The following is a 24,111-nucleotide window of genomic DNA, read 5'->3' as shown; positions in this document are numbered from 1 at the left end:
AGCTTTCGCTCCGGTTTTGAGCGAAAGCTTAGGGTGGGGCAGTTCGATCGCGTTTACCAAGGAAGTGAATCCCTGGAATACCCGAAATCGTCACACTCATCCGAGACCCGAATCACAGAAGCGCCGGCCGGCATTCCTTATCTTTTCAATATGCCTTGGGGCCTCAAGCGATACCAGCACACCGGTCAGTCCCACTTCATAACCTTCAGCTGCTACCACCGTCTGCCCTACTTATCGAGTACCAGCGCAAAACAACAATTCGAGTTGTCGTTGGAAGACACTCGGGTTCGCTACGGGATGCCGGTGGCAGGGTATGTCGTGATGCCCGAGCATGTGCATCTGCTGGTGTGGGAACCGCAGAGATCGAATCTGGCAACGGCCCTCCAGTCGATCAAGCAATCTGTCTCGCGCCTCCTGATCGGCGGCAGGGAACACTTCTGGCAAAAGCGTTATTACGATTTCAACGTCCGCGCGGCGGACAAGTTCTGGGAGAAGCTCCACTACCTCCACCAAAATCCTGTAAAACGCGGTTTGGTAAAAAGCCCGGAACAGTGGACCTGGAGCAGCTTTCGCCATCATGCTTTCGGTGAAATCGGTACTGTAGAACTCGAATCCCACTGGACGGCACTTCGCCGTGAACGCGCCGGGATTCGGTTCGAGCTCAAGAAAGATCGCGACGCGACGACCTTCGGTGATCCCGGGTCTACCAAGATATAGCCCTCAGCACGACGGGTGTCTCATGCGATGGGTGTCCATCTGGGTGTCCATTTTAGGGGTGCCCCATTCTAAGATTTCGCTTCGCTGTTGAGCGAAATCTTAGGGTGGGGCATTTCGGTCAGGTCGAGAGTCATCGTCCAACCAACAAACCGCCCCACCCTAGCGATTCACAAAGGCAGTGAATCCCTAGAATGGGGCACCCAGAGGTTGAAAGTGCTGGGGTGGGCCACCCGCCGATAATCTCTGGAAGTCTGCCGGGTGCGGCCGACCGGAGGTCCACCCTGTCCACCCGCCTTGTCTCTGTCCAGTTCGCGTAATTCGTGGGACAATCTGTCAAAAAGTAGGGGCTAATCGGTGTGTCCAAGAAGGGCGTGAAGAAACGCCGCGTCGCCATCCCAGCAGGCATCTCCGCGAAAGTATTGTTCTTGTCAGACCGGACATGCTGCGTCTGCAGACAGAGTGGCAAGCCTGTTCAGATTCACCACATAGATGAGAATCCATCGAACAACGCAATCGAAAACCTCGCGGTACTCTGCTTTGAATGCCACAATTTGACAATGCTCATTGGAGGGTTCGCGAAGAAGTTAGACGCTGAGCAAATCATTTTGTACAGGGCTGACTGGGCTCGCATTGTGTCATTCCAGAGGATGGTCGAAGAAAAGAGAGAATCAGAATTCGTTCAGGCTGACGACCAGATCGACTACGTAACGAGTACCGCCGAGGCATTGCGGGAGAATAAGGCGTACGAACTGCTTGCGATGCATTACAACACTTACGGCGGTATTGATCTGCGAGACAAATATATTGAGAAAGCTATCCGTTCAGGGACATCAGCAGAATCGGAGCTTTTTCTACGGTCTCTGCAGGGAAGGGCAGACCTAGTCCCCAATGAAAAGGTGTCAGAGATCATCTCTCGTCAGCAGCGCGACAAGAGTTACTTGTCTCTCGGCCGCACGTACGCAAAGATCAACGATTGGCCGAATGCCGTGAAGCACTACTGCTTAGGGATTGCTGAATCGATAGATGGAGGCAATCAGTTTAGTGCAGCATATTACCTCAAGGAGTTGTGCGACGCCGGCGCTGTCGCGAAACTGTTCGAATTGGAGTTGGAGAGTCGGAGCAAGATCGGAGATTTGTGGTGGCAGGTGCGGTGCCTAGAAGAGCTTGGATGGAACTCTGAACTCGACGCATTATTAGTGGCGAAAAGATCTGAAATCGAAGCGTCGAATGATCTGTTGCTCTTGCCGAAGCTTTATCTCGCTCTTGGTGAACGGAAGCGAGCGATCACGGCCCTAAAAACGCAAGCGGCTTCTGCGGATCGGTTTTCGTCGGCCGACCGTAAAAGGCCGCGAGGCGGCAGCGATAAGAAGCGACGAAAAAGCTAAACGATTCGGGTGTTGCGACAACCGTGGTGCCCGATGGGTCTGCAATTACTGAGAGGCGAAAAATAGGATGCCAAAAGGGACGATCCATCTAAACCGGAGCATGGATTCGGTGGGAGCGGTGAGCTTCGAATTGACGCACATTGGATCATACGGGGGCCCTTATTTCCCGGTGCTCACCATCAGCTCCGAGGTGGCGCTCAACGCATTTCGCGATAGGATCGGAGCAGCGACACCGGCTGTATGCCCGTTGACTTTAATGCGGATTGTCGGGGAACTCCGATCGCCTGATCATCGCACGGTTGCTCGCTTCGAACACAATCCAATGTTGCGCGCGGAACGAGCCGACGGAACAACCAATGGAGTTCAGACGTTCTCGATTCCCCTCGATCTTTCGACGATTGATCAGATTGAACGGTCTCGCGGACCGGGAGACCTTCAAGTAATGTTGAATCTGCTACCGATCTTCGCCATTCATATGCCGAATGCGGCGGTCATCTTCGAGGTCGGACGGATTGAAGGATTAAAGTTCCCAATTCCGCGCTCACAGTGGGTGGACAATCTCTTGCCAGGGCTCGGATATGGCGGCTTGGAAATTCTTGAGGTCCGTTATGCATCAACTACTATCGGAAAACATCTGCAGAAATCGGTGGGGGAAATACGAGACGCGAAGAAAGCGTTGTTAGATGGCGATTGTCATATGGCCGTGCTCCACTGTCGTCGATCCGTCGAAGCGTTACTTGAGAGCGGCTCGAGCGCTCTCCCTCCGAGCATGAGGTTTCAACAGAAAGTCGAGACGTGGATTTCAGATAACTTCAAGACAGTAGACGGCACCGAGGCGAAGCTCCTTGCTGAACAGATGCAGGTGGTTTGGGAGGTCACGAGTGCCGCTGCGCACTCGGGGAGCTCGCATTCATTCAAAGCCCGTGAAAGCGAGTTTCTGATTCGGACCGCCATGAATATCGTGGAATATGTTAATCGCCTGTCATAACGTCGAGGTTCCTGGAAATGCCGCCAAAAGTGTTCGTCAGTTACGCCAGCGAGGACAAACAGAGGTTTGTCCTGCAATTCGCGACCGAATTGCGCGCGAACGGCGTGGAAGCTTGGCTAGACAGATGGGAGATCTTACCGGGAGACAGTCTAGTTGAAAAGTTATTCAATGAGGGACTGAAGAATGCCGATGCGGTCATCGTGGTGGTCTCTTCCACGAGCGTCGTGAAACCATGGGTTAAAGCAGAACTCGACACGGCTACGGTAAACAGAATCACAAAGCAGGTGAAGATAATCCCGGTCGTAATCGACAGTTGTGAGATCCCAGAAAGTCTTAAGAGTCTCCTATGGGTGCGAATTCACAATTTGCAGAGCTATGTGGATGAGTTGCACCAGATTTTATCAGCGATATTCGAGGTCCGCACTAAACCGCCAATCGGAGACCCTCCTTCATACGTTAAGGAGAGGCAGATCAGTGGGCTCCAACAGAGTGATTGTGCTCTCTTCCGCGCCTTGTACGATCATTGGATAAACGCAGGTCGAGAGGTGTTGTCTGTCAATGAGGCGTCTGAGCTGGTTCCTTCTTTAGGGAAAGATCAGTTCTTAGATTCTTCAGAAATTCTTGAAGAGAAGGGATACGTAAGAATCACTCACCTATCGGGAAGCGGCTCACGCGGAATCGGAATTCTTCGCCCTTCGCTAAACGGGTTCATGGTGTACATGCGAGCATACAACCCTGGATTTGAGGACGAAGCTCGACGGGTCGCAATGATGATTTTGAATCACGGCCTCATGAACGCGAGAACCATCGCCGAAGAGACGGGGCTAAATCTGTTCGTTGTTGGGAAGATTTTGGAGTGGTTCGCTTCGAGCCGGTGGTTAAAGCTATCCGCGACCATCGGAAGCGTTCATATCGTTTCGATATCGCCCAGCCTGAAACGTCAATACCAATAATGGCATTATGGGGAACCGATTACTCTTCCTCGCCACTCAACCCAAGCTTCTTTGCCGTCCATTCGCTCGCTGCATCCGTAAGCATCGCATTCCAGCTTTCATAGCTCGTATTTTTTCGGATGAAATCGTCCCACTGGTCATCTGGAATCGCTTTGAAATCTTCAGGAGTTTCGACCTTAAAATCGCTTGCAGCAAACAAGTCATCAACGGAAATGAATTGGCTGCACTTTGCCAAGAAAGCTGGTGTTAGGAGTTCAGATACAGGTAGTTCATGTTCTCCGTGCAGGTCCTCTGCCTTCTGGCCAAGATCCTCAAGTTTCTTTGCAAGTTCGTCAAGTCCGCCAAATTCGATCACTCGTTATCTCCTCTCTTCGCTAGTCGGTTACTATCGCATTCTGGTCGTTCCATTCACGTCTCGCAATAAGAAAACTTTCCTTTTAGCTGTGGAAAAGTGATCGAACCGAAACAGCAAAGCGCGTGCTTTCATCACACCCGCCGTGTTCACCCGTCACAGACATCGTGACGCGAGCCTCATAAACTGTTCATGTGGGTTACTCCCGCACCGAAGGGAAGCTGTTGATCATCTGGTAAGCGGGTGGAGAGCGGGCAGAGTTGCAGGAGTCTGCAACTGTTGGACTTAACTGGCGCGTTTTCAAATTTTTACCCGTAAGTACCTTTAGATGGTAATATTTGCGGGTTTTCCACAGCCTAAGTGGCTGAAAACACAATTATGGGGGGTGGGGGAGGGTACCTGTACCGTTTCGTTACTCCCCTGACCGTGGGCGCCGGGCGTTTGCGGAGGGAATAGGGGGTCCTTCGGCGGGCTCTCGCCCGCCTCAGGATGACAACCGTCATGACAACCGTCGCCCTGGCGGCGCTGCGGGTGGGGTGGACTCCCTGGCGCTCGATGATTACTTGACCCCGACGATTTCCTGATCCGACGTTTACTTGACTCGCCGACCATTACTATTTTAGTCTAGGCATTGTTCCTCAATGCCTTATGCCAAATAACGAGAACAGCACTTCGCGGGACCTGTTTCCGGGCGCACTGGAAATGATGATCCTGGAATCGCTTCGGCGTCAGCCGGCGCATGGATATGCGCTGGTCCAGCACATCCAGCAGCGCTCGAACAACCTGCTGCAGGTGGAAGAAGGGTCGCTGTATCCGGCCTTGCAGCGCCTTCTCAAAGGGAAGCTGGTGAAGGCCGAGTGGACGGTTTCGTCTTCGACCAATCGCCGGGTCCGTGTTTACGAGATCACGAAAGCTGGATTGCGCCACCTGGAGCGCGAGATCTCCAGCTTCGACCGCATGCTCGATGGCATTCAAATGGTGCTCGGACCGGCTAAGCGCGAGGCCAATTAGGAGGCTGCCATGGGCTGGATCGAGCGCATCTTCCGCCGTCGGCGTCTTAGCGACGAATTGGCCGAAGAGCTGCGGCTGCACATTGAAGAGAAGACCGAGCAGCTCATGCGCCTGGACGGCCTCTCTCGAAGCGAGGCGCGTGAGGCTGCGCTGCGCGCGTTCGGCAATCCGGTGCTGGTGGAGACACAGAGCACCGAGGTCTGGCAGTGGCCGCGGCTTGAATCGCTGCTGGCTGACCTGAGACTCGCTCTGCGGCGCTTGCGCAGGTCGCCGGGTTTTGCGACGACCGTGCTGCTGACGCTGGCGGTCGGCATCGGCGCAAATACTGCCGTCTTCAGCGTGATCAACCGGGTGCTGTTGCAACCGCTGCCGTATCCGGAGGCCGATCAGCTTGTCTCGCTGCGGCTGAACGCCCCGGGGGCAGCCGGTCTCGCCGACTTCCAGAACGGCCTCCCCCTCTCCTCCTCGATGTACTTCACCTTCAGCGAGAGCAACCGCACCTTTCAGTCGCTGGGGACGTGGACCTCCGCCAGGGCCAACGTGAGCGGGGTGGCGCAGGCGGAGCAAGTGAATGTCGTGCTCGTGACCGACGGAGTTCTCGAAGCACTCGGGGTGCCTCCCCTGGCGGGCCGGGAACTGACGGCGGCAGACCAAGCGCCGAACGGCGCAAAGAATGTGGTGCTCAGCTATGGGTACTGGCAGCGGCGCTTCGGTGGCGATCGTTCCGTTATCGGCCGCGCGATTGTTATGGATTCGCAGGCGCGCACTATTGTCGGGGTGATGCCGCGTGGATTCCGCATCGTGGACCATGACTTCGACGTGCTGGCGCCCTCGGCGTTCGAGCGCAACAAGCAATCGTTGGCCGGCTTTGGACTGCAGGGAATTGGGCGGCTCAAACCCGGAGTGACGATCGCGCAGGCCAACGCAGACATCGCGCGCCTGGTGCCGGTGTGGATGGACTCATTTTCAAACGGCCCCGGATCGGACCCGCACTGGTACGACGCGTGGAGGATCACGCCGGATTTTCATTCCTTGAAACAGGAAGTGGTTGGGAATGTGGGCAGCGTTCTTTGGGTGGTGATGGGCACGATTGGAATCGTGCTGTTGATTGCCTGCGTGAATGTGGCCAATCTGCTGCTGGTTCGCGCCGAGGCGCGGCAGCTCGAACTCTCGATCCGCGCAGCCCTGGGCGCCGGACGGGGACGGATCGCGCGCGAGCTGCTTTTTGAAAGTTCGCTGCTCGGTCTGCTCGGCGGGATCATGGGAATCGGCGTGGCTTTGGCAGGCTTGCGCTTGCTGGTTTCAATTGGCCCCGCGAACCTGCCGCGACTGACTGAGATCACTCTCGATGCACGCTCGCTTCTCTTTGCATTCGTTCTGTCACTCTTATCGGGACTGTTCTTCGGATCGATTCCGGCGTGGAAATACACACGGTATCGTGGCAATGTGAGTCTTGGCGCCACACGCACGGTGAGCGCGAGCCGCGAGCGGCATAGGTCGCGCAACATTCTCATCGTCGCCCAGGTCGCGATGGCGGTTGTACTGCTGGTTTGCGCGACGCTGATGATCCGCACCTTCCGTGAACTGTCGGCGGTTGATCCGGGATTTACGGATGCCCCTACGCTGCAAACCCTGCGCATCGCGATCCCCGAGTCGTCCATCGCGGATCCGCAGATGGTCGCGCGCGTCGAGAACAACATTGCGGACAAACTCGCCTCGCTTCCCGGCGTGAGCGACGTGGGGTTTGCCCTGCTCGTCCCGATGGAAGATGCCCAGCATGGTTGGAACGCGATTCGCGCGGAAGGGAAAACCTATGCAGGAGATCCGCCACTCCGCTTCTATAACTACATCTCTCCGGGATACTTTCAGACTATCGGCACACATCTAGTTGCGGGCCGCGATATTACCTGGAAAGAAATCTACGACGTTGCGCCACGCGCGATCGTTTCTGAGAATCTTGCCCGCGAAGAATGGGGCAGCGCTGCCAATGCTATTGGAAAACGCTTTCGGGAAGCGCCATCGGAGCCGTGGAGTGAGGTGATTGGCGTTGCGGAGAACGTGCACTACAACGGCGTGAATGAAAGAGCACCGGCGATCGTGTACTGGCCGGCGATTATCCGCAATCCCTGGCTCGGAACCTTTACGCCACGCTCGGTCGCGTTCGTGATCCGTAGCAAGCGCGCAGGAACGGAAGCGCTCGTCAACGAGATCCAGCAGTCGGTCCGGAGCGTCAACGCTGACCTGCCTGTGGCCGCGCCTCGCACCATGCAGGAGATCTACTCGAAGTCGCTGGCGCGCACTTCCTTCACCCTCGCGATGTTGGGAGTTGCCGCCGCAATGGCGCTGGCACTCGGCATCATCGGCATCTATGGGGTGATTTCCTATTCGGTATCGCAACGCACGCGGGAGATCGGCATCCGCATGGCGCTCGGCGCCCAGAAATTGGAGCTGCGATGGATGCTGGTGCGGAGCGCTTTAGTCCTCACGGGGATAGGCATCGTGATCGGACTAGGGGCGGCGGCTGGCGTCGCGCGGCTGCTGACGACCCTGCTGTACGGCGTCAGCCCGCTGGATCCCTTTAGTTTCGCCGCGGTCCCATTGATCCTCTTTGCGGCAGCGACGCTGGCAAGCTTTCTGCCGGCTTCGCGGGTTGCCGTCATCAATCCTGTGGATGCGCTAAAGGCGGAATGATCGGCCACGTAGGCAGAGTGTGATCTTCGGGGAACAGCAGATCCTTCGCTGCGCTCAGGATGACAGGACGCTTTTGCGTGGGGGACATGGCGGTGCGGGCTGGCCGAGATCGGACATCCGACTGACTACTTGGCGGATGGGGTGGGACTTCTGGGGCGAGAGCTGATGGCGAACAGCTAGAATCATTCTTGTGTCCCGTTTGATTTGGATTGGCCTGATGCTTGGCGCTAGCGCGGTGGCGCAACAGGGGCCTACTTTTTACAAGGACGTCTTGCCGCTGCTGCAGGCGCATTGCCAGTCGTGCCATCGGCGTGGCGAGATCGCGCCTATGGCGTTCACCACTTATGAAGAGGTGAAGCCCTACGCGGACGCGATGAAGGCTGCGGTGGCGTCGAAGCGCATGCCGCCCTGGTTCGCCGACCCGCGCTGCGGGCGGTTCTCCAACGATCCCTCGCTCAGCGATAGACAGATCCAGACGATTGTGAAGTGGGCCGAAGCTCACGCCCCGCGCGGAAATCCGAAGGACGCCCCACCCGCGCCACGCTACGCAGAAGGCTGGCTCATCCCGCAGCCCGATGCAGTGTTCACCATGCCGGTTCCGGTCGATCTGCCCGCGCACGGCGACGTGGAGTACACGTACGAGATCGTCCCGACGCACTTTAGCGAGGGGCGGTGGGTGCAGATGTCGGAGATACGGCCGAGCTCGCGCGAGCATGTGCACCATGCGGTGGTGTACATCCGGCCGCCGGCGTCGACCTGGCTACGCGATGCGCCGCTGGGGAAGCCCTTTACCGCTGGCGACATGGTGGACCCAAAGGCGCATGCCGAGGCGTTGGCGACTACTTCGGACATGCTACTTGTCTATGCGCCGGGGAGTGAGCCGGATAGGTGGCCGGATGGGATGGCGAAGTATTTGCCTGCGGGAAGCGATCTCATTTTCCAGATGCACTATACGACAAATGGGCACGGGACTACCGATCAGACTTCGATTGGCGTAGTATTTTCCAAAGGAAAGCCGATGCAGAGAGTGCTCACATTGCAGCTCACGAATCATAGTTTCGTCATTCCTCCGCGAACAGATAACTATGAAGTCTATGAGCGCGGTACTCTTCCGAATGATGCGACTCTATTAAGTTTCTTTCCGCACATGCACTTAAGAGGGAAGAAGTTTGAATATGACATCGTTAAACCGAATGGCGAAATAGAACCGCTGCTGAAGGTGAACTATCATTTCCACTGGCAGTTAAGTTACAAGTTGGCGCAGCCGATTCCGCTAAAGGCTGGAACGGTGCTGCAGGCTGTCGCGACCTTCGACAACAGCGACGGCAACATGCACAATCCCGATCCGTCGCAGTACGTGAAGTGGGGCGGGCAGACGTACGAAGAGATGATGGTGGGGTTCTTCGACGTCGCGGTGCCGGCTACGACCGACAAAGAAGAGTTTTTTGAGAGGAAGAAGGGAAGTCCCCACCCTAGTGCTTCGCAATTGAGTGGGGAAACCCTGGTTATTTCCTGGATTGTTCGAGCTTGGTCAGGCGCGCGTTAAGGGCCTTGATCAGGGCCTTTTGTTCGCGGAGTTCTTTCTTCAGGCGCGCGTTTTCTTCGTCGAGGGCTTTGGCTGCGGCCAGGCTTACGCCGGCGAGGTCGTTGACGCCGACGGTAGTTTCGTTCTCACCGAGTCCGAACGCGGCGCGGAAGTCTTCGGCGACGGGGCCCATGTGGCGGACTTCTGCGCCTTCAGCTTTGTAGTTCCACGTGGAGACGGGCATGGCGCGCAGGCGAGCGAGAACGTCGGTGCCCCTGAGGAACGCGAAGTTCTCCTTTACGGTGCGCGACGAAGCGCAGCTGAAGACGCCGGACCCGGCAGGGAGGTCGCATCCGGTGTTGCTGTTGGTGCCGAGCGCGCTGCTGGCATTGACGGAAGTTCGCAGGCGGACCCCGCCCGAGGCGCGAATACGGAATTCGTTGTTAGCCTGGTTCGCAACGTTGTTGGTCGTGCTTTCGTCGCCCCAGATGAAGGTGCCGGTGTATCCGCTGGGTGTTCCGGCGGTTGAGCAAGGTGGAGCGACGGCATCGGCCTGGGCGTGGTCATTGGTTGCCCGGTGGCCCAACGCGACGACGTAGTCGTTGCAGGCACCCGTGCGATAACCGATCGCCACGGATCCCTGGCCTTGAGACCACTCGGTATATCCGATAGCGGTGGAGCCGAAACCACTGGCATAGTTGCTGGCCCCAATGGCTAAGCCAATGGTTCCGGTTACGTGGTTCGCATTCCCAAAACCCACTGCATCGGTGCCTGAGACGAGCGTGCCGTCCCCGAACGCAAACGAACCGAAGGCGCTTGCGAGGGTGTCGTGACCTCCAGCGAACGAGTAAAAGCCGATATTCGGGTCGTCCCAGTCTGTGGCAGTCACTCCGCCGACTCGGAATGCGGCCTTGTAGGGATGCCACATCATGCGATAGCCGGCGCCGGTCGCAGGAATTTTGCCGATGCCAAGCGTGCCCGAGAAGAGTGCGCCGCTGTCCTGCTGGACGTGGAAGTATGCGTTGTTGGCGGTAGAGCCGTTATGTGTCACGCCGTTGAGCGCGATCATCGCGGCCCCTGAAGTGTCGGCTGCCCCGGTGTCGGCAACCTGGTCGGCGGCGGGATCCAGGACGACCACGTTGCTGAGGGTTGCACCGTTGCCGTGGAAACCTCCGCCGGCAGTGATGTTGCCGGTTGTGGTGAGGCCAGTTGCTGCGATGTCGCCGGTGCCGGAGACGGAGAAGACTTCGGTGAGAGCGCCGCCGGATTGCCCGCTGAGGATCTTGCCGCCAGCGGTATTTTGCAGGACGGCGGAGGTGCCATCCGCGCTAGCAACCGAGGTACGCAGGCCGATGGTCAAGCCGCTGCCCGCGGTGGACGTTCCGTAGATTGCAGTGCCGCTGCTCGAAGCTGTCGCGCCGCGGAAACCGATGGCCGGGCCGGTGGTGGAAGTGTTTTGTCCGAAGACGCCGTATCCGTTCGGCGCGCCGGTAATGCCTTTAACGCCGGTGGCGGTGCCGGTGGTGCCACTTGCCGTGCCGTAGATGGAAATGCCGTTGTCAGCGACGGTGGTGCCGCGTACGCCGACCGCGACGCCCGTGCTGGCGGTGTTGGAGCCAGTGACGCCGTAGGCAGTGGCCGTGGTTGCGCTGCCCAACACGGCATTGGCCTGCGGACTGGTCGCGATCAGCGCCGAACCGGTACCGACCTGCGTGACTTTTACGACCTGGTCTGCGGTGTTGGCGCTGAAGTTTGTTGCTCCGGCACTGACCACGCTGGTCCTGGCTTTGGGATCTGCCGTTTTCGTAGTGCCGGGCGTAGATGTGGCGCTCTGTCCATTTAGCTCTTCATGCACCGCGACACTTAGTTTTTCGGAAGTGACGAACTCGGTGGCGCTGTGGCCGGCGAGGGTTTCGGCTTCTGCCGCCTTCAACGCGTAAGGCACGCTGACGAGCAGGACGCGAGACTGTTCTTTCTGCCCTTCGATGCGGATCCCAAGCCATTGCGCTTCGCCTGACGCGAACATTTCCATCGGTATCCCGTCGGCCTTCGTCGCGCCGAGCAGCACCGTGTATTTGCCGGTTGCGTCCACTTTCACGTTCTGGGTTTCCGTCCAGAGAGTGCGATCGTCTTTTTGCGATGCATGCAGGGTGAACGTGATGCCGACTGTCTTGTTGCTCTCGGTGAGTTGGCCGGAGAAGCGGATCAGTCGCGGAACGACTGCCGCTGTGGGCGAGGCCACAACTGCAGATTCTTGTTGGGCGAACACCGAAACACAAGTGAGGACAGCTGCGAATAGCCAACGCAATTTCATGAAGGTCTCCTTAAAACGAAGAAGGGCCGGGTAATGCGGAAGGAAAATTCCCACCCTATCGCTTTGCGATAGAGTGGGGCAACTACGGTTGCATTTATTTCTTGGGAGTACTGGCCTGTTCGAGCTTGGTCAGGCGGGCGGTGAGCGCTTTGATGAGTGCCTGTTGTTCACGTTGGACCTTGTCCTGCTCGCGCTGCACCCGTTTTTGTTCGAGCAGTTCTTTTTTCAAGCGCACGTTTTCTTCGTCGAGCGCTTTGGCCGCAGCAAGGCCCACGCCCGCGAGGTCATTCACGCCGACCGTGGTTTCGTTCTCACCGAGGCCGAACGCAGCGCGGAAGTCTTCGGCGACCGGCCCCATATGGCGGACTTCCTTACCTTCTGCCTTGTAATTCCAGGTCGAGACGGGCATGGTGCGCAGGCGCGCGAGGACATCTGCGTTCCTCAGGAACAGGAAGTTCTCTTTCACGGTGCGCGAGGAGGCGCAACTGAAGACGCCGGACCCGGCGGGGAGATCGCACCCGGTATTGCTGTTGGTGCCAAGCGGACTGCTGGCATTTACGGAGGTGCGCAAGCGGACACCGCCTGAGGCGCGAATGCGGAACTCGTTGTTGGCTTGTGCGGCGACGTTCGTAGTAATGCTACCGTCTCCCCAAACGAAGGCTCCGGCATGTCCGCTCGATCCGCTGCAAGGAGAGGTAGACGTTTGGTCGGCGAGGGAACCATCCGTGGTGGCCCGCTGTCCTAGAGCCACGCTGTAATCGGAGCAAGCGCCGGCGCGATATCCGATTGCCACCGCTCCGGTCCCGTCCGCGATGGAGGTGTATCCCATTGCGTTGGAGTAGGACCCGAGTGCCTGTGATTGATATCCCATGCTAAACGAGCTGAGGCCGAGGGCGATGGTGTTATAGCCGCCTGCCCAGGTATAAAAGCCTACGTTGGGATCGTCCCATTGGGTGCCGGCGCTGCCGATGGAACCCGCGCGAAAGGCAGCTTTGTAGGGATGCCACATCAGGCGTTCGCCGGAGCCGGTCCACGGAATGACGCCGACGCCAAGGATGCCTTTGAACACGACGCCGCTGTCCTGCTGGACTCGGACATATGCGTTAAACGGAGTGGCGCCGCTATGGGTGATGCCGTTGATCGCGATCATGGGAGCGCCGGAGTTATCAGCCGAACCGGTGTCCGCTACTTGATACGCGGCGGGATCGAGCACGACCACCCTGCTGAGCGTTGAACCGTCGCCGAAGAAACCTCCGCCCGAAGTGATCGGGCCAGTGCTTGACACGGTAGCCCCCGACACATTCCCGGTAGCCGAGAGAGCCAATGCCGAAACCATTCCACTCGCGGTAACGTTTGCCGCAGTGACGGTTGACGCGGATACGGTGTTTGAGGCGGTGAGGTTGGTTCCTGAAATGTTAGGAGCGGAGACGGTGCCGGTGGCGGTAACGTCGGTGGCCGAGACGGTTCCGGCGGCCGAAAGCGCTGCGCCCGCGACCGTGCCGGCGGCAGTGAGGCCGGCGACAGTTGCGATGTCTCCGGTGCCAGCGACGGAAAACACTTCGTTGAGCGCTCCACCGGATTGTCCGCTAATGATTTTGCCGGTGGCTGTGTTTTGCAGAACTGCGGCAGTTCCGGAAGCGCTCGCGACTGAGGTACGAAGGCCGATCGTGTTTCCTGTGCCCGCAGTGGAAGTGCCATAGATGGCAGTACCGCTCGTGGAAGCGGTGCTGCCGCGGAAGCCAATGCCCGGGCCGGTGGCCGACGTGTTTTGTCCGAAGACTCCATAGCCACTCGGCGCGGCGGTGATGCCCTTGACGCCGGTGGCGCTGCCGCCGGTACCGGCTGCCGTACCGTAAACAGAAATTCCGTTGTCGCCCACCGTGGTGCCGCGCACCCCGACCGGTACGCCGGTGGTTGCTGCGTTGGAACCGGTGACGCCGTAGCCAGCAGCCGTCGTCGCATTGCCTAACACAGCATTCGCTTGAGGACTGTTCGCAATGATTGCTGAACCGGTGCCGTTCTGGGTTACTTTTACGACCTGGTCAACGGTGTTATCGGAGAAGTTGGTCGCGGTCGAACTGAGGGCATTGCCTTTGTGCGCGACTGGATCCTTCACGGAACCGCCGGAGGTGCCGGTAGTGGATGCCTGGTTCATCTCTTGTCGCACCACGACACTCAGCTTGTCGGATGTAACGAATTCGGTGGCGCTGTGGCCGGCGAGCGTTTCCGCCTCAGCGGCTTTGAGCGCGTAGGGAACGCTGACGAGCAATACTCGCGTCGCTTCCTTCTGACCTTCAACGCGGATGCCTAGCCACTGCGCTTCGCCCGAGGCGAACACTTCCATCGGGATGCCATCGGTCTTGGTTGCGCCGAGCAGCACTGTGTACTTGCCGCTGGCATCGAGCTTCACGTTCTGAGTTTCGATCCAAAGCGCGCGATCGTCTTTTTGCGATGTGTGCAGCGTGAAGGTGATTCCAACGGTTTTGCTTGCGTCATTCAGTTGGCCGGAAAAGCGGATGAGTCGCGGAACTGCAGCCGTTGCGGGCGCGGTTGCAACACTTGTCTCTTGCTGCGCGAATAACGAAACGCAGCTCAGCACTGCGATGAACAGCCAACGAACTTTCATGAACTCTCCTTGCGAATATCGAACGCGTGTCAGCAGCACTAAACGGGGGAAAGAACAGCACAAAGGGGGATGGCACTAAAGCGGCGCAGGGGAGTGTATCCCGGTTTCCAAAAACTCTCAACGGGATACGGTCGGGCGACGACCTAAAAGGAAGGGAAAAACGATCTCGGGTAGGACTTGGGAAGCCCTTACTTCTTTGTCTTGCGTGACTTCGCTGGCGTTTTCTGCTTGAGATTCAGGTTGCATGCGATGGCGTCGCGGACGAGCGTTTTCAGCGCCCGCTCGTTGATTTTGTCGCCCTCGAGCAAGTCGATTGCTCGCCACTTATTGCCGTCGAGGCCGTTGTTGAAGAGCTTATCGGGGTCGGGAAGCTGGGCACCGTGGTAGAAGGTCAGCTTCACTTTGTCTTTGTGCGAATTGCCAACGACGAGAATGCCGTCGCGCGACCACACCGGGCTTCCCATCCACTTCCATTCCTCGATGATCTGCGAGTCGGCGGCAAGGATTGTCTTGCGAATGGTGGCGAGGGTCTTGCCGCGCCAGTCGGGCAGCGACGCAATCAGGTCGTCAATTTTCTGCGATGGGTTCATGGCGTCTTTCCTTGCTGGCTATGCCAGCCGTGGTTTCGAAAAACAATCGCCGCACGACATGGCCCTTCCACATCCACATGCCGGAAAGGACCATGAGCGGCACGATGATATAGCGCACGCGCGGGGCGTACATCGGGAGCTGATCGAACGGACTATAGATGTAGCCGACGATCGGGATCGCAAAGATGAGATGAATCCAGCGGACAATCGAGCGTTTCGTGCTTTCTTTCATGGCTGTGCCTCGAATTGTTTTGCGTACTGCGCGACCAGTTCTTTCCAGTGTCCGAAGCGTATGGCGTCATTGCCAACAAGGCGGCCGATCGGATCGCCCGACAACAGATGCTCGAGCACGTCGAAGCAAATGTGCCAGCCGGCTGCGCCCCAGGAAACGAATCCCTTATCAATGTTGTGCCAAAGCGTGAGCCGCGTGCCGCGATCGGTAGGTTCGAGTTCCCAACGCAGGTCGCTTTCGCCCCAGCTGTATTCGAGTAGCCGCGGCGGCTCGGCACGCTTCACCTGGGTGTCAAATTCCACTGGGCGAGGCGAGTGCGCCATCTTCATCCGCACTGGGCCTTCGCTGGCGATGTTGCGATCGGGGTCGAAGGGCGCCCACTCCGCGAGCTGCGCCGGATCGGTGAGAGCTTCCCACACCATTTCCGGCGCATGACGCAACTCTCGCACCAGAACGAGCGTCCAGCGCTGTCCGTCTTTTTCCACGTGGGCGCCTCTCGGTGGGCCCGGTGCGTACTGTGCTTGACCGCTCATCGTCTCCTCCGCTGCTACCAGCGCTTCAGTTCGGTAATTTGGATGAGGTTGCCGCAGGTGTCGTTGACCATCGCGATCGTCGAAGCGGTGACGTCCGTGGGCGGCATGGTGAAGTTTGCTCCGTGCGTCTTCATGCGCTCGTAATCGGCCTGCACATTATCGGTGAAAAACATGGCTGCCGGTTGGTTTTGGGCGAACAGCGCCTGCTGATACGCCTTTGCCGCAGGATTGTTGTTGAGCGCGAGCTGCAATTCGGTGCCGTCGGGATCTTCGGCGGAGGCCACGGTGAGCCAGCGATACGGTCCCTGGCTGAAGTCGTTTTTTTTCACGAAGCCGATAACCTCGGTATAAAAGCGCAGAGCTTTTTCCTGGTCGTCTACATAAATGCTGGTCAGTTTGATCTTCATATTAATTTCCTTTCTCGCGATCGCGCGTCTTCCGGCGCCGCTTGCTGGTTTTGGGTTTTATCTGTTTGGATTGCGCCATGCGGTCGAGGTGCCGCTCCAGGGCGTCTACATGCGCTGACCAGAACCGGCGGAACTGGTCGAGCCACGCATCTACCTCTTGGAAGGGTTCCGGCCGCAGGCGGTACAACCGCCGTTGCGCGTCCACTGTTGCCTCCACGAAGCCCGCGTCGCGCAGCACTCGCAAGTGCTTCGATACGGTCGGCTGCGTCATTCGAAGCTGCCGCTCGATCTCGCCGACTGACTGCTCGGATCCCGCAAGCAGGCTGAGGATGGCGCGACGGTTAGGTTCGGCGATGATCTCGAAGGCTTCCACGCGTTGTAATATACGACTAGTGGTATATACGTGTCAAGACATATACGTAAATTCTTTTGAGACAAGTCAGTAAAAGGGTGGGACGGGCCGCACTCTCGTCCTGTTGCTTTCCCACAGGAGTTGTGAAATCGTTCTGTTGGAAACCAAAAGGAACGACGTGAAACAGAAAACCGATGTGAAGCAGGGAACGCTGGCGCTGATGGTGCTGAAGACGCTCGAGGTGCTCGGGCCATTGCACGGATATGGCATCGCCCGACGCATCGAGCAGATCAGCGGAGACCTTCTCTCCGTCAACCAGGGAACGCTTTATCCAGTACTGCTGCGATTGGAACTGGAGGGCGCGATCGACTCCGACTGGGGCGCTTCCGAAAACAACCGTCGCGCGCGCTATTACCAGCTCACCAAGGTGGGTCGGCGCGAACTGCAGGCGCAGGTACAGGAGTGGCAGCAGACGACGGCAATCATGGCGCGGTTCCTCGACGCCAAAGCGGAAGGTCTGTGATGAAAGCCTTACGGCACGGGTGGGCGCGTATTCGCAATTTTGCTTTCGGGCGATCGAACCGCGAGCGTTTGCGTGAAGAGATGGAAGAGCACGTCGCGCTGCAGACCGAAGAGAACATCCGCTCGGGCATGTCGGCGGTCGAGGCGCGCCGCCAGGCGCTCATCAAACTCGGGCCGGTGGAGGCGGTTGGCGAAAGTTATCACGCCGAAGAGAGTCTGCCGATCCTGGAGACGGTGTTGCAGGACTGCCGCTATGGCGTGCGCATGCTGAAAAAGTCGCCGGTATTCAGCAGCGTCGCGGTCTTGACGCTCGCGCTGGGCATTGGCGCGAATGCGGCGATCTTCACCCTGGTACACGCATTGATGCTCAAGAAGCTGCCGGTGGCCGATCCGAAGTCGCTAGTGAGGCTCGGCAACAACAACGACTGTTGCGTAGGAGCGGGTTTTCACGACAGTGGTGAAGTCTCGCTCTTCACCACGAGTAGTTATGAGTTTCTGAAAAAGAACACCACGGAGTTTGAAGAACTGGCGGCGATCCAGGCGGGATTCGCCTATCGCCCAGTCGTCGTGCGGCGCGAGGGCGCGCAGCAGACGCCACGTTCGGTGATGGGCGAATTCGTATCCGGCAACTACTTCAAGACCTTTGGCCTGACTCCCGTCGCAGGAAGGCTGCTGGAAGATTCAGACGATGTGATCGGCGCGCCGATGACCGCGGTGATGAGCTACGAGACCTGGAAGAACGCATTCGATCGTGATCCGTCGGTAGTGGGCAGCACCATGTACGTGAACACGAAGCCGGTGACGGTCGTGGGCATCGCGCCGGAGAACTTCTATGGCGATCGTTTGTTGAGCACGCCACCGGAATTCTACCTGCCAATCGAGACCATGCCGCCGATTGCGAATGCTCCGTATGTACACGGGTCGGAAATGCAGTGGCTGTACATCATCGGACGGCTGAAACCGGGCGTTTCGCGCGCGGTTCTGGAGCAGAAAATCAGCGAGTTGCTGCGCGAACAACTCGTCACCACGCAGCGTTTTTCATCGAAGGAAGGGCGGGAGCGGCTCAGGAAAGCGCACATCGTGCTTTCCCCGGCGGGCGGCGGCATCCAGGCCCTGCAGCAGCAATACGACAAGCACCTCAAACTCCTGATGTGGGTATCGGGCCTGGTGCTGCTGATTGCGTGCGCGAACATCGCGAACTTGCTGCTAGTGCGCGGCATGGCACGTAAGGCGGAGATCAATGTGCGCACCGCTCTTGGCGCAAAGCGTGGACGCATCGTGCGGCAGCTTCTAACTGAGAGTGTTCTGCTTGCTGGAATTGGTGGAGGAGCGGGACTGCTGGTTGCGTACGCCGGCACGCGCATGTTGCTGGTGCTGGCGTTTCCCGGCGCGCAGCAGGTGCCCATTCACGCCGCACCTTCGCCCGCGGTCCTTGCGTTCGCGTTCGGACTCTCGCTGCTCACTGGCGTGCTATTTGGAATGGCGCCGGCTTGGATCGCGGCGAAGTCCGAGCCGGTGGAAGCCCTGCACCGCGGTACTCGTTCTGTGATCGGCGGAGCCACGCTTCTGCAGCGCGGACTCGTGGTGATGCAGGCGGGACTCTCGCTGGTGTTGCTGGTCGGAGCGGGACTTTTCGCGCAGAGCCTGAGCAAGCTGCAGCACATTGACCTCAAGCTCGATGCCACCAACCGATACATCGTGCACATCAATCCCCAAACGGCAGGGTACTCGCAGCGTCAGGTCGGAGAACTGTATCGTCTGCTTGAGGAACGATTTCATCTCATCCCTGAAGTAGAGAAAGTCGGCATCACGAGCTATTCGCCGATGGAAGACAACAACGATAGTTGGGACGTGATGGTGCAGGGCAAGCCGTACCCGCACACTTTGTCTTCCGTGCTGCGCGTAAGTCCTGAGTACTTCGACTCCGTCGGCACGCACCTGGTGATGGGACGCGGCATTGGCGTGCAGGACACCGAGACTTCACCCACGGTGGCAGTGGTGAACCGTACCTTTGTGAATAAGCTCTTTCAGCCCGGCGAGAACCCGATCGGACAACACTTCGGCGGCAGTGCGGCATCGGTGGCCGATTTTGAGATTGTCGGCGTGGTCGAAGACACGGTGTATTCCGATGCGCGTTGGAGAGACCATCTCATGTTCTTTATGCCGCTGCTGCAGCGCCCGGCGAGCGATAAAGATCCGATTGAAAGCGACGAGAGCCTTTTCGTGAGCGCCATCGTGCTCAAGACGTCGCGGCCCGTGCCGGAGATGGAAACGCTGGCGCGCAAAACGTTGTCGGCAATCAATCCGAACCTGAGTGTGGTGAAATTCCAGACTTTTGAATCGCAGATTTACGACCAGTTCGCCGAAGACCGCATGGTTTCGCGGTTGACGACGTTGTTCGGCGCACTCGCGTTGCTGCTGGCGACGTTGGGACTCTACGGTGTGACCGCATACGGCGTGGCGCGGCGGACGCCGGAGATTGGGATCCGCATGGCGCTCGGCGCGCATCGCGGTGGCGTGATGACAATGGTGGTGCGCGGCGCGATGGTTCAGGCGCTCATTGGGCTGGCGATTGGCGTCCCGGCGGCACTGCTGTGCGCGCGCTTCGTTACCTCGCAGCTCTACGAGGTGAAAGGCGTGGATGCTCGCGTACTTGTGGGCGCAGTTCTCACCTTGGGCGTGGCTGCTTCAATCGCGGCACTGATCCCGGCGCGACGTGCAGCGACCATCGATCCGGCGCGGGCGTTGAGAACGGAGTAGGTCCCTCGGATACATGCCAAAGACCGCACCCTATCCGCTTTGCAGATAAGGATGGAGCACCCACAGGTCTGGCGAAAATGGCACACTAGAGGGAATGGCTTCCGGCTCGCGCGCTGCCTTCCAATATCCTGCGTTCCGCTACTTCCAGATGGCGCGTTTCCTCGTCGTTTCGGCGATGGAGATGCAGTCGGTCGCGGTGGGCTGGCAGGTGTACGAGATCACCCGGCGACCGTTGGACCTTGGGCTCGTGGGGCTCGCGCAATTCTTGCCTGGAATTTTGTTGTTCCTTCTCGCCGGACATACGGCAGATCGTCTTCCGAGACATCGCATCGTAGCCAGGTGTTATGCGGCTTTCGCTTTGTGTTCGGCACTCCTTTTGATGTTCACAGCCCGTGGCTTGCACAACGTGCGCCCCATCTATGTCGTACTGGTGCTGATCGGAATCGTGCGCGCGTTCAACGGACCGGCTGGGCAGTCGCTCATGCCGCAGTTGGTCTCGGCGGAAGATTTTCCGAATGCTGCGGCGTGGGGATCTTCGATCTTCAATACCGCGACCATCCTCGGTCCGGCGCTGGGCGGATTGCTCTACGGCATTACCGGACCAAAGAATGTTTACCTCATCGCGACAATCTCGTTCGTCTTTGCGTTTGTCTCCGCGTTGTTCATCACAGTGCAGAGCGCGCAGCGGCCGCGCGGGACGGCGTCGTTGCGAACTGTTCTGGCGGGCTTCGACTACCTTTGGCACAACCAGATCGTGCTGGGCGCGATCTCGCTCGATCTGTTCGCGGTTTTGTTGGGGGGAGCGGTCGCGTTGCTGCCGGTGTATGCGCGAGAGATCCTGCGCGTGGGACCGTGGGGATTGGGTATTCTGCGTAGCGCGCCGGGAGTCGGTGCGGTGCTGATGGCGCTGGTGCTGGCGCATCGTCCGCTGCGAAAGAGAGCGGGCGCGGTGATGCTGTGGTGCGTAGCGATCTTCGGCGTGGCGACGATCGTGTTCGGATTGTCGCGCTCGGTGATGCTCTCGCTGATCACGCTACTCACTGTCGGCGCCAGCGACATGGTGAGCGTGATCGTGCGTTCGACGCTGGTGCAACTCAACACGCCCGACGAAATGCGCGGTCGCGTGAGTGCGGTGAACATGTTGTTCATTGGTGCGTCGAACGAGTTCGGACAATTCGAAAGCGGCATCACCGCGCAGTGGCTGGGAACTGTCCCCGCGGTGGTGTGGGGCGGCGTCGGAACACTGGTCGTGGTGGCGGTTTGGAGCGTATTGTTCCCGAGGTTGCGGCGCGTGGATTCGCTGACCGAGCAACCGAATATGCTTCCGGCAGAGCCGGCGGTCACGGCTGATCCTAACTGAAGCGCTGTCCGTCCCCGAACACAAGCGGCAGACATCGGACATTTATTCGGCCATCCGGGCTTGTACTCTCAATCACTTAGCGTGGCTGAAGACGTGCTCTTGAGAATGAATTCGGAGCTCGCATGAATACCCTACTGCAGGACATTCGTTACGGCGTGCGCATGTTGCGCAAGAGTCCGGCCTTCACCTTGATTGCGGTGCTGACGCTGGCGCTGGGCATCGGCGCGAACACCGCGCTGTTTTCCGTGGTGAACGGGGTGCTGCTCAACCCGCTGCCGTATCCGCATCCGGACCAGTTGGTCGTGCTGCACGCAGGGAAGCCGAACTTCGCGTTCGGGTCCATTTCGTACCCGAACTTTGTTGATTGGCAGAAGAACAACCACACGTTCTCCGCGATCGCTGCTTATCGCTCCCTGGTATTCAACCTCACGGGCTCGGGAGATGCAGAACAACTCTTTGGCGAGTATGTGACGTCGGATTTCTTCCCGATCCTCGGCACCAAGCCGGTGATCGGGCGCAGCTTCCTGAAAGACGAAGATCGCATTGGCGGGCCGCCATTGGTGATGATCAGCGCGGGGTTGTGGCGTAAAAAGTTTGCGTCATCTCCCGACGTGTTGAGCAAGCCGATCACCCTGAATGGCGCGCAGTACACCGTCATTGGCGTGGTGCCCGCGGACTTCAGCCTGCCGCTTGGGAACTTTCAGGCCTCTGACCTCTACATCCCCATGGGACAGTTCGACAAGACGGCGCTGCAACACCGCGACTGGGGACTTGGTATTCACGGGATTGGGCGGCTCAAGCCCGGCGTGACCCTGGCCGAGGCCAAGGCCGACATGGAAGCGGTGTCCCGCGATCTCGCATTGGCTTATCCGGAGTTCAATAAAGATACGACTGCGAAGGTCCGCCCACTGCGCGACCAGGTTGTTGGCTACGTTCGTCCTTACCTGATCACGCTGCTGGCGGCGGTGGGATTCGTGCTGCTCATCGCTTGCGTGAATGTGGCGAACCTGGTGCTCGCGCGGTCGGTAGGACGCACGCGCGAGTTCGCGATCCGGGCCGCGCTGGGTGCAGCGCGCGGGCGCGTTGTGAGGCAGATGCTCACCGAGAGCCTGATGCTCTCGATCGTTGGCGGCGTGTTGGGCGTTTTGTTCGCGGGCTATGGCACGCACGCAGCGCTGGCGGCGTTGCCGAGAGTTCTGCCGAGGTCGGAAACCATCTCGGTGGACGGACGCGTATTGATATTTACCGCTGCGCTGATCGTAATCACCGGAATGCTTGCGGGAATCATTCCGGCGCTGTCTCGTAACGCGCATACCGATTTGAGCGACACGCTGAAGGCGACGGGACGAACCGTGACGAGTGCGCGGCATCGCGTGCAGAACGTGTTCGTGGTGGCACAGATGGCGCTGGCCATGGTGCTGCTGATCGGTGCTGGCCTGATGGTGCGCACGCTGGTGTACCTGTGGCACGTGGATCCTGGGTTCAATCCACAAAACATTGTGACGTTCGGGATGTCGTTCCCGGCAGCGCTGAACACGGCGGACCCGGAAACGATCCGCCAGCAATACCACCAACTTGAAGATCAGCTCGTGACGTTGCCAGGAATCAAAGACGTTTCCTTCCTCTGGGGTGCGCTTCCCCTTGGGGACGATGACGAGACTTACTTCTGGGTGGACGGCCGGCCGAAGCCATCTCAAAACGATATGCCGATGGCCATCAATTACATCGTGAGCCCGAGCTATCTGCAGGCGATGTCGATTCCATTGCAGAGCGGGCGATTTTTCACGCGCCAGGATGATGAACACGCGCCGAGCGTGGTGGTGATTGACACGACATTCGCGCGAAAGTTCTACCCGAATGAAGATCCGATCGGGAAGAGACTGCATATGCAGGACGAGCGCGTGGTCGAAATCATCGGCGTGGTCGGGCACGTGAAGCAGTGGAGCCTCGACAACGATTCGCAAATCTCTCCGCTGCAGGAGCAGTTCTACTTCCCGTGGGCGCAAGTCTCGGACCAGTACACGAAGTCGTATGGGTCGGGATCATTCACCATGGCTCGCGGTATCGGTGGTGATGCGCAGGTCATGAGCACACTTCGCACGGCAGTGAGGCAGATTTCGAGCGAGATGGTAATTGCCAATTCGGAATCCATGAGCGCGATTGTCGCGGATTCGTTTGCATCGCGTCGCTTTACGATGATCCTGCTTTCCATCTTCGCGGGGCTCGCGCTGCTGCTGGCGAGCATCGGAATTTATGGCGTGATTGCGTATGCAGTCGGCCAGCGCACCCAGGAGATTGGCGTACGCATTGCGCTGGGCGCGGAGCGCTTCGACATCCTGCGCATGGTGCTGTCGAGCGGCGGAAGATTGCTGGCGATTGGTATTGGCGTGGGGATGGTAGCGGCACTGGGGTTGACACGATTGATGTCGAGCCAACTGTCGGGAGTCAAGCCTACCGATCCGCTGACGTTCGTGGCGGTGGGAGCGCTACTCGCGATGGTGGCGTTGTTGGCGTGTTATGTGCCGGCGCGACGGGCGAGCAAGGTGGATCCGATGGTCGCGCTGCGGTACGACTAAACCGCGAGACTTTCGAGATCGAAGGGATCGAGCGGGCCACGAGCGTGGAACGCTTTGGCGACGTCCTCGGAATTCGGCAGCAGGACTTGCTCGAGCGGGAAGAAGAACGCGGCGGTATCTTCGGTGGCCAACTCCGCGGTTAGCATCGACAGTCCGCGATACATCTGGAGACGGCGCAGGTCGTCGGGCTCGCCTTGCGGGCAGAGGTATTCGATGA

Annotated in this window: 20 protein-coding genes; 11 read left to right on the top strand and 9 right to left on the bottom strand. The window is 58.7% G+C overall.

Annotated features, from left to right (window positions below; translation table 11 throughout):
• Positions 1 to 33 precede the first annotated feature (33 nt).
• The 4 genes from ACID345_RS17975 to ACID345_RS17960 all read left to right on the top strand — a co-directional run bounded on the left by ACID345_RS17975 (position 34) and on the right by ACID345_RS17960 (position 4,043).
• Complete coding sequence (locus tag ACID345_RS17975) at positions 34 to 717, top strand: REP-associated tyrosine transposase (RefSeq protein ID WP_228370669.1); 684 nt, start codon at positions 34 to 36, stop codon at positions 715 to 717.
• A 371-nt stretch (positions 718 to 1,088) separates the two neighbouring features.
• Positions 1,089 to 2,102 carry an HNH endonuclease signature motif containing protein gene (locus ACID345_RS17970; RefSeq protein WP_148210163.1) on the top strand — a complete coding sequence of 338 codons (1,014 nt, stop codon included), beginning with the start codon at positions 1,089 to 1,091 and terminating at the stop codon, positions 2,100 to 2,102.
• Positions 2,103 to 2,220: 118 nt separating this feature from the next.
• Positions 2,221 to 3,090, top strand: coding sequence for a hypothetical protein (locus ACID345_RS17965; RefSeq protein WP_148210162.1), 870 nt, complete (start codon positions 2,221 to 2,223; stop codon positions 3,088 to 3,090).
• A 17-nt stretch (positions 3,091 to 3,107) separates the two neighbouring features.
• Positions 3,108 to 4,043, top strand: a complete 936-nt coding sequence (locus ACID345_RS17960; protein ID WP_011524274.1) for a toll/interleukin-1 receptor domain-containing protein — start codon at positions 3,108 to 3,110, stop codon at positions 4,041 to 4,043.
• Positions 4,044 to 4,062: 19 nt separating this feature from the next.
• Here the strand turns inward: ACID345_RS17960 and ACID345_RS17955 are convergent, their stop codons facing one another.
• On the bottom strand, positions 4,063 to 4,398 hold the full coding sequence (locus tag ACID345_RS17955; RefSeq protein WP_049761959.1) for a hypothetical protein: 336 nt from the start codon (positions 4,396 to 4,398) through the stop codon (positions 4,063 to 4,065).
• 645 nt (positions 4,399 to 5,043) lie between these two features.
• Between ACID345_RS17955 and ACID345_RS17950 the strand changes: the two genes are divergently transcribed.
• The 3 genes from ACID345_RS17950 to ACID345_RS17940 all read left to right on the top strand — a co-directional run bounded on the left by ACID345_RS17950 (position 5,044) and on the right by ACID345_RS17940 (position 9,643).
• On the top strand, positions 5,044 to 5,406 hold the full coding sequence (locus ACID345_RS17950; RefSeq protein ID WP_011524272.1) for a PadR family transcriptional regulator: 363 nt from the start codon (positions 5,044 to 5,046) through the stop codon (positions 5,404 to 5,406).
• A gap of 9 nt (positions 5,407 to 5,415) precedes the next feature.
• The gene (locus ACID345_RS17945) at positions 5,416 to 8,097 is read left to right on the top strand and encodes an ABC transporter permease (RefSeq protein ID WP_011524271.1); all 2,682 of its coding nucleotides are present in this window, start codon (positions 5,416 to 5,418) and stop codon (positions 8,095 to 8,097) included.
• A 190-nt stretch (positions 8,098 to 8,287) separates the two neighbouring features.
• Positions 8,288 to 9,643, top strand: coding sequence for a thiol-disulfide isomerase (locus ACID345_RS17940; RefSeq protein WP_228370668.1), 1,356 nt, complete (start codon positions 8,288 to 8,290; stop codon positions 9,641 to 9,643).
• Here ACID345_RS17940 and ACID345_RS25740 read toward each other — a convergent pair.
• The 7 genes from ACID345_RS25740 to ACID345_RS17905 all read right to left on the bottom strand — a co-directional run bounded on the left by ACID345_RS25740 (position 9,603) and on the right by ACID345_RS17905 (position 16,697).
• A complete protein-coding gene (locus tag ACID345_RS25740; RefSeq protein WP_011524269.1) occupies positions 9,603 to 11,936 on the bottom strand; it encodes a tail fiber domain-containing protein in 2,334 nt (777 codons plus the stop codon). The two genes, ACID345_RS17940 and ACID345_RS25740, sit on opposite strands and share 41 nt — an antisense overlap.
• 94 nt (positions 11,937 to 12,030) lie before the next feature.
• Positions 12,031 to 14,562 (bottom strand): tail fiber domain-containing protein, encoded by a 2,532-nt coding sequence (locus ACID345_RS17930; RefSeq protein ID WP_011524268.1) that lies wholly within the window; start codon positions 14,560 to 14,562, stop codon positions 12,031 to 12,033.
• Between the two features lie 188 nt (positions 14,563 to 14,750).
• Positions 14,751 to 15,152 carry a DUF1801 domain-containing protein gene (locus ACID345_RS17925; RefSeq protein WP_011524267.1) on the bottom strand — a complete coding sequence of 134 codons (402 nt, stop codon included), beginning with the start codon at positions 15,150 to 15,152 and terminating at the stop codon, positions 14,751 to 14,753.
• Positions 15,130 to 15,384 (bottom strand): hypothetical protein, encoded by a 255-nt coding sequence (locus ACID345_RS17920; protein ID WP_011524266.1) that lies wholly within the window; start codon positions 15,382 to 15,384, stop codon positions 15,130 to 15,132. Before ACID345_RS17920 ends, ACID345_RS17925 begins: the two co-directional genes overlap by 23 nt.
• Positions 15,381 to 15,917 (bottom strand): SRPBCC family protein, encoded by a 537-nt coding sequence (locus ACID345_RS17915; RefSeq protein ID WP_011524265.1) that lies wholly within the window; start codon positions 15,915 to 15,917, stop codon positions 15,381 to 15,383. The genes ACID345_RS17920 and ACID345_RS17915 overlap by 4 nt, the downstream gene beginning before the upstream one ends.
• Positions 15,918 to 15,931: 14 nt before the next feature.
• A complete protein-coding gene (locus ACID345_RS17910; protein ID WP_011524264.1) occupies positions 15,932 to 16,324 on the bottom strand; it encodes a VOC family protein in 393 nt (130 codons plus the stop codon).
• Position 16,325: 1 nt separating this feature from the next.
• Positions 16,326 to 16,697: an ArsR/SmtB family transcription factor gene (locus ACID345_RS17905; protein WP_011524263.1), complete on the bottom strand. Its 372-nt coding sequence runs from the start codon at positions 16,695 to 16,697 to the stop codon at positions 16,326 to 16,328.
• 157 nt (positions 16,698 to 16,854) lie between these two features.
• On the opposite strand from ACID345_RS17905, the gene ACID345_RS17900 reads away from it, so the two are divergent.
• The 4 genes from ACID345_RS17900 to ACID345_RS17885 all read left to right on the top strand — a co-directional run bounded on the left by ACID345_RS17900 (position 16,855) and on the right by ACID345_RS17885 (position 23,894).
• A complete protein-coding gene (locus ACID345_RS17900) occupies positions 16,855 to 17,199 on the top strand; it encodes a PadR family transcriptional regulator (RefSeq protein ID WP_041856886.1) in 345 nt (114 codons plus the stop codon).
• A complete protein-coding gene (locus ACID345_RS17895) occupies positions 17,199 to 19,958 on the top strand; it encodes an ABC transporter permease (RefSeq protein WP_011524261.1) in 2,760 nt (919 codons plus the stop codon). The genes ACID345_RS17900 and ACID345_RS17895 overlap by 1 nt, the downstream gene beginning before the upstream one ends.
• Before the next feature lie 94 nt (positions 19,959 to 20,052).
• Entirely contained in the window at positions 20,053 to 21,318 is a 1,266-nt protein-coding gene (locus tag ACID345_RS17890; protein WP_011524260.1) for an MFS transporter, read from the top strand.
• Positions 21,319 to 21,440: 122 nt separating this feature from the next.
• Positions 21,441 to 23,894, top strand: coding sequence for an ABC transporter permease (locus tag ACID345_RS17885; RefSeq protein ID WP_011524259.1), 2,454 nt, complete (start codon positions 21,441 to 21,443; stop codon positions 23,892 to 23,894).
• Here the strand turns inward: ACID345_RS17885 and ACID345_RS27540 are convergent.
• A complete protein-coding gene (locus ACID345_RS27540) occupies positions 23,891 to 24,058 on the bottom strand; it encodes a hypothetical protein (protein WP_408609932.1) in 168 nt (55 codons plus the stop codon). The genes ACID345_RS17885 and ACID345_RS27540 overlap by 4 nt on opposite strands.
• Positions 24,059 to 24,111: the final 53 nt, after the last annotated feature.

It is taken from the genome of Candidatus Koribacter versatilis Ellin345 (assembly GCF_000014005.1).
GTDB classification, from domain to species: Bacteria; Acidobacteriota; Terriglobia; order Terriglobales; family Acidobacteriaceae; genus Korobacter; species Korobacter versatilis_A.
Note: the sequence above shows the minus strand (reverse complement) of the source record. Positions and strands in the feature narration are given on the sequence as shown.

What these genes read in the sequence shown, in the direction of transcription:
- ACID345_RS17890 (WP_011524260.1), top strand. Translation starts at nt 20,053, where the DNA reads ATGGCTTCCGGCTCGCGCGCTGCCTTCCAATATCCTGCGTTCCGCTAC.
- ACID345_RS17945 (WP_011524271.1), top strand. Translation starts at nt 5,416, where the DNA reads ATGGGCTGGATCGAGCGCATCTTCCGCCGTCGGCGTCTTAGCGACGAA.
- ACID345_RS17920 (WP_011524266.1), bottom strand. Translation starts at nt 15,384, where the DNA reads ATGAAAGAAAGCACGAAACGCTCGATTGTCCGCTGGATTCATCTCATC.
- ACID345_RS27540 (WP_408609932.1), bottom strand. Translation starts at nt 24,058, where the DNA reads ATGTATCGCGGACTGTCGATGCTAACCGCGGAGTTGGCCACCGAAGAT.
- ACID345_RS17925 (WP_011524267.1), bottom strand. Translation starts at nt 15,152, where the DNA reads ATGAACCCATCGCAGAAAATTGACGACCTGATTGCGTCGCTGCCCGAC.
- ACID345_RS17895 (WP_011524261.1), top strand. Translation starts at nt 17,199, where the DNA reads ATGAAAGCCTTACGGCACGGGTGGGCGCGTATTCGCAATTTTGCTTTC.
- ACID345_RS17930 (WP_011524268.1), bottom strand. Translation starts at nt 14,562, where the DNA reads ATGAAAGTTCGTTGGCTGTTCATCGCAGTGCTGAGCTGCGTTTCGTTA.
- ACID345_RS17960 (WP_011524274.1), top strand. Translation starts at nt 3,108, where the DNA reads ATGCCGCCAAAAGTGTTCGTCAGTTACGCCAGCGAGGACAAACAGAGG.
- ACID345_RS17950 (WP_011524272.1), top strand. Translation starts at nt 5,044, where the DNA reads ATGCCAAATAACGAGAACAGCACTTCGCGGGACCTGTTTCCGGGCGCA.
- ACID345_RS25740 (WP_011524269.1), bottom strand. Translation starts at nt 11,936, where the DNA reads ATGAAATTGCGTTGGCTATTCGCAGCTGTCCTCACTTGTGTTTCGGTG.
- ACID345_RS17885 (WP_011524259.1), top strand. Translation starts at nt 21,441, where the DNA reads ATGAATACCCTACTGCAGGACATTCGTTACGGCGTGCGCATGTTGCGC.
- ACID345_RS17910 (WP_011524264.1), bottom strand. Translation starts at nt 16,324, where the DNA reads ATGAAGATCAAACTGACCAGCATTTATGTAGACGACCAGGAAAAAGCT.
- ACID345_RS17915 (WP_011524265.1), bottom strand. Translation starts at nt 15,917, where the DNA reads ATGAGCGGTCAAGCACAGTACGCACCGGGCCCACCGAGAGGCGCCCAC.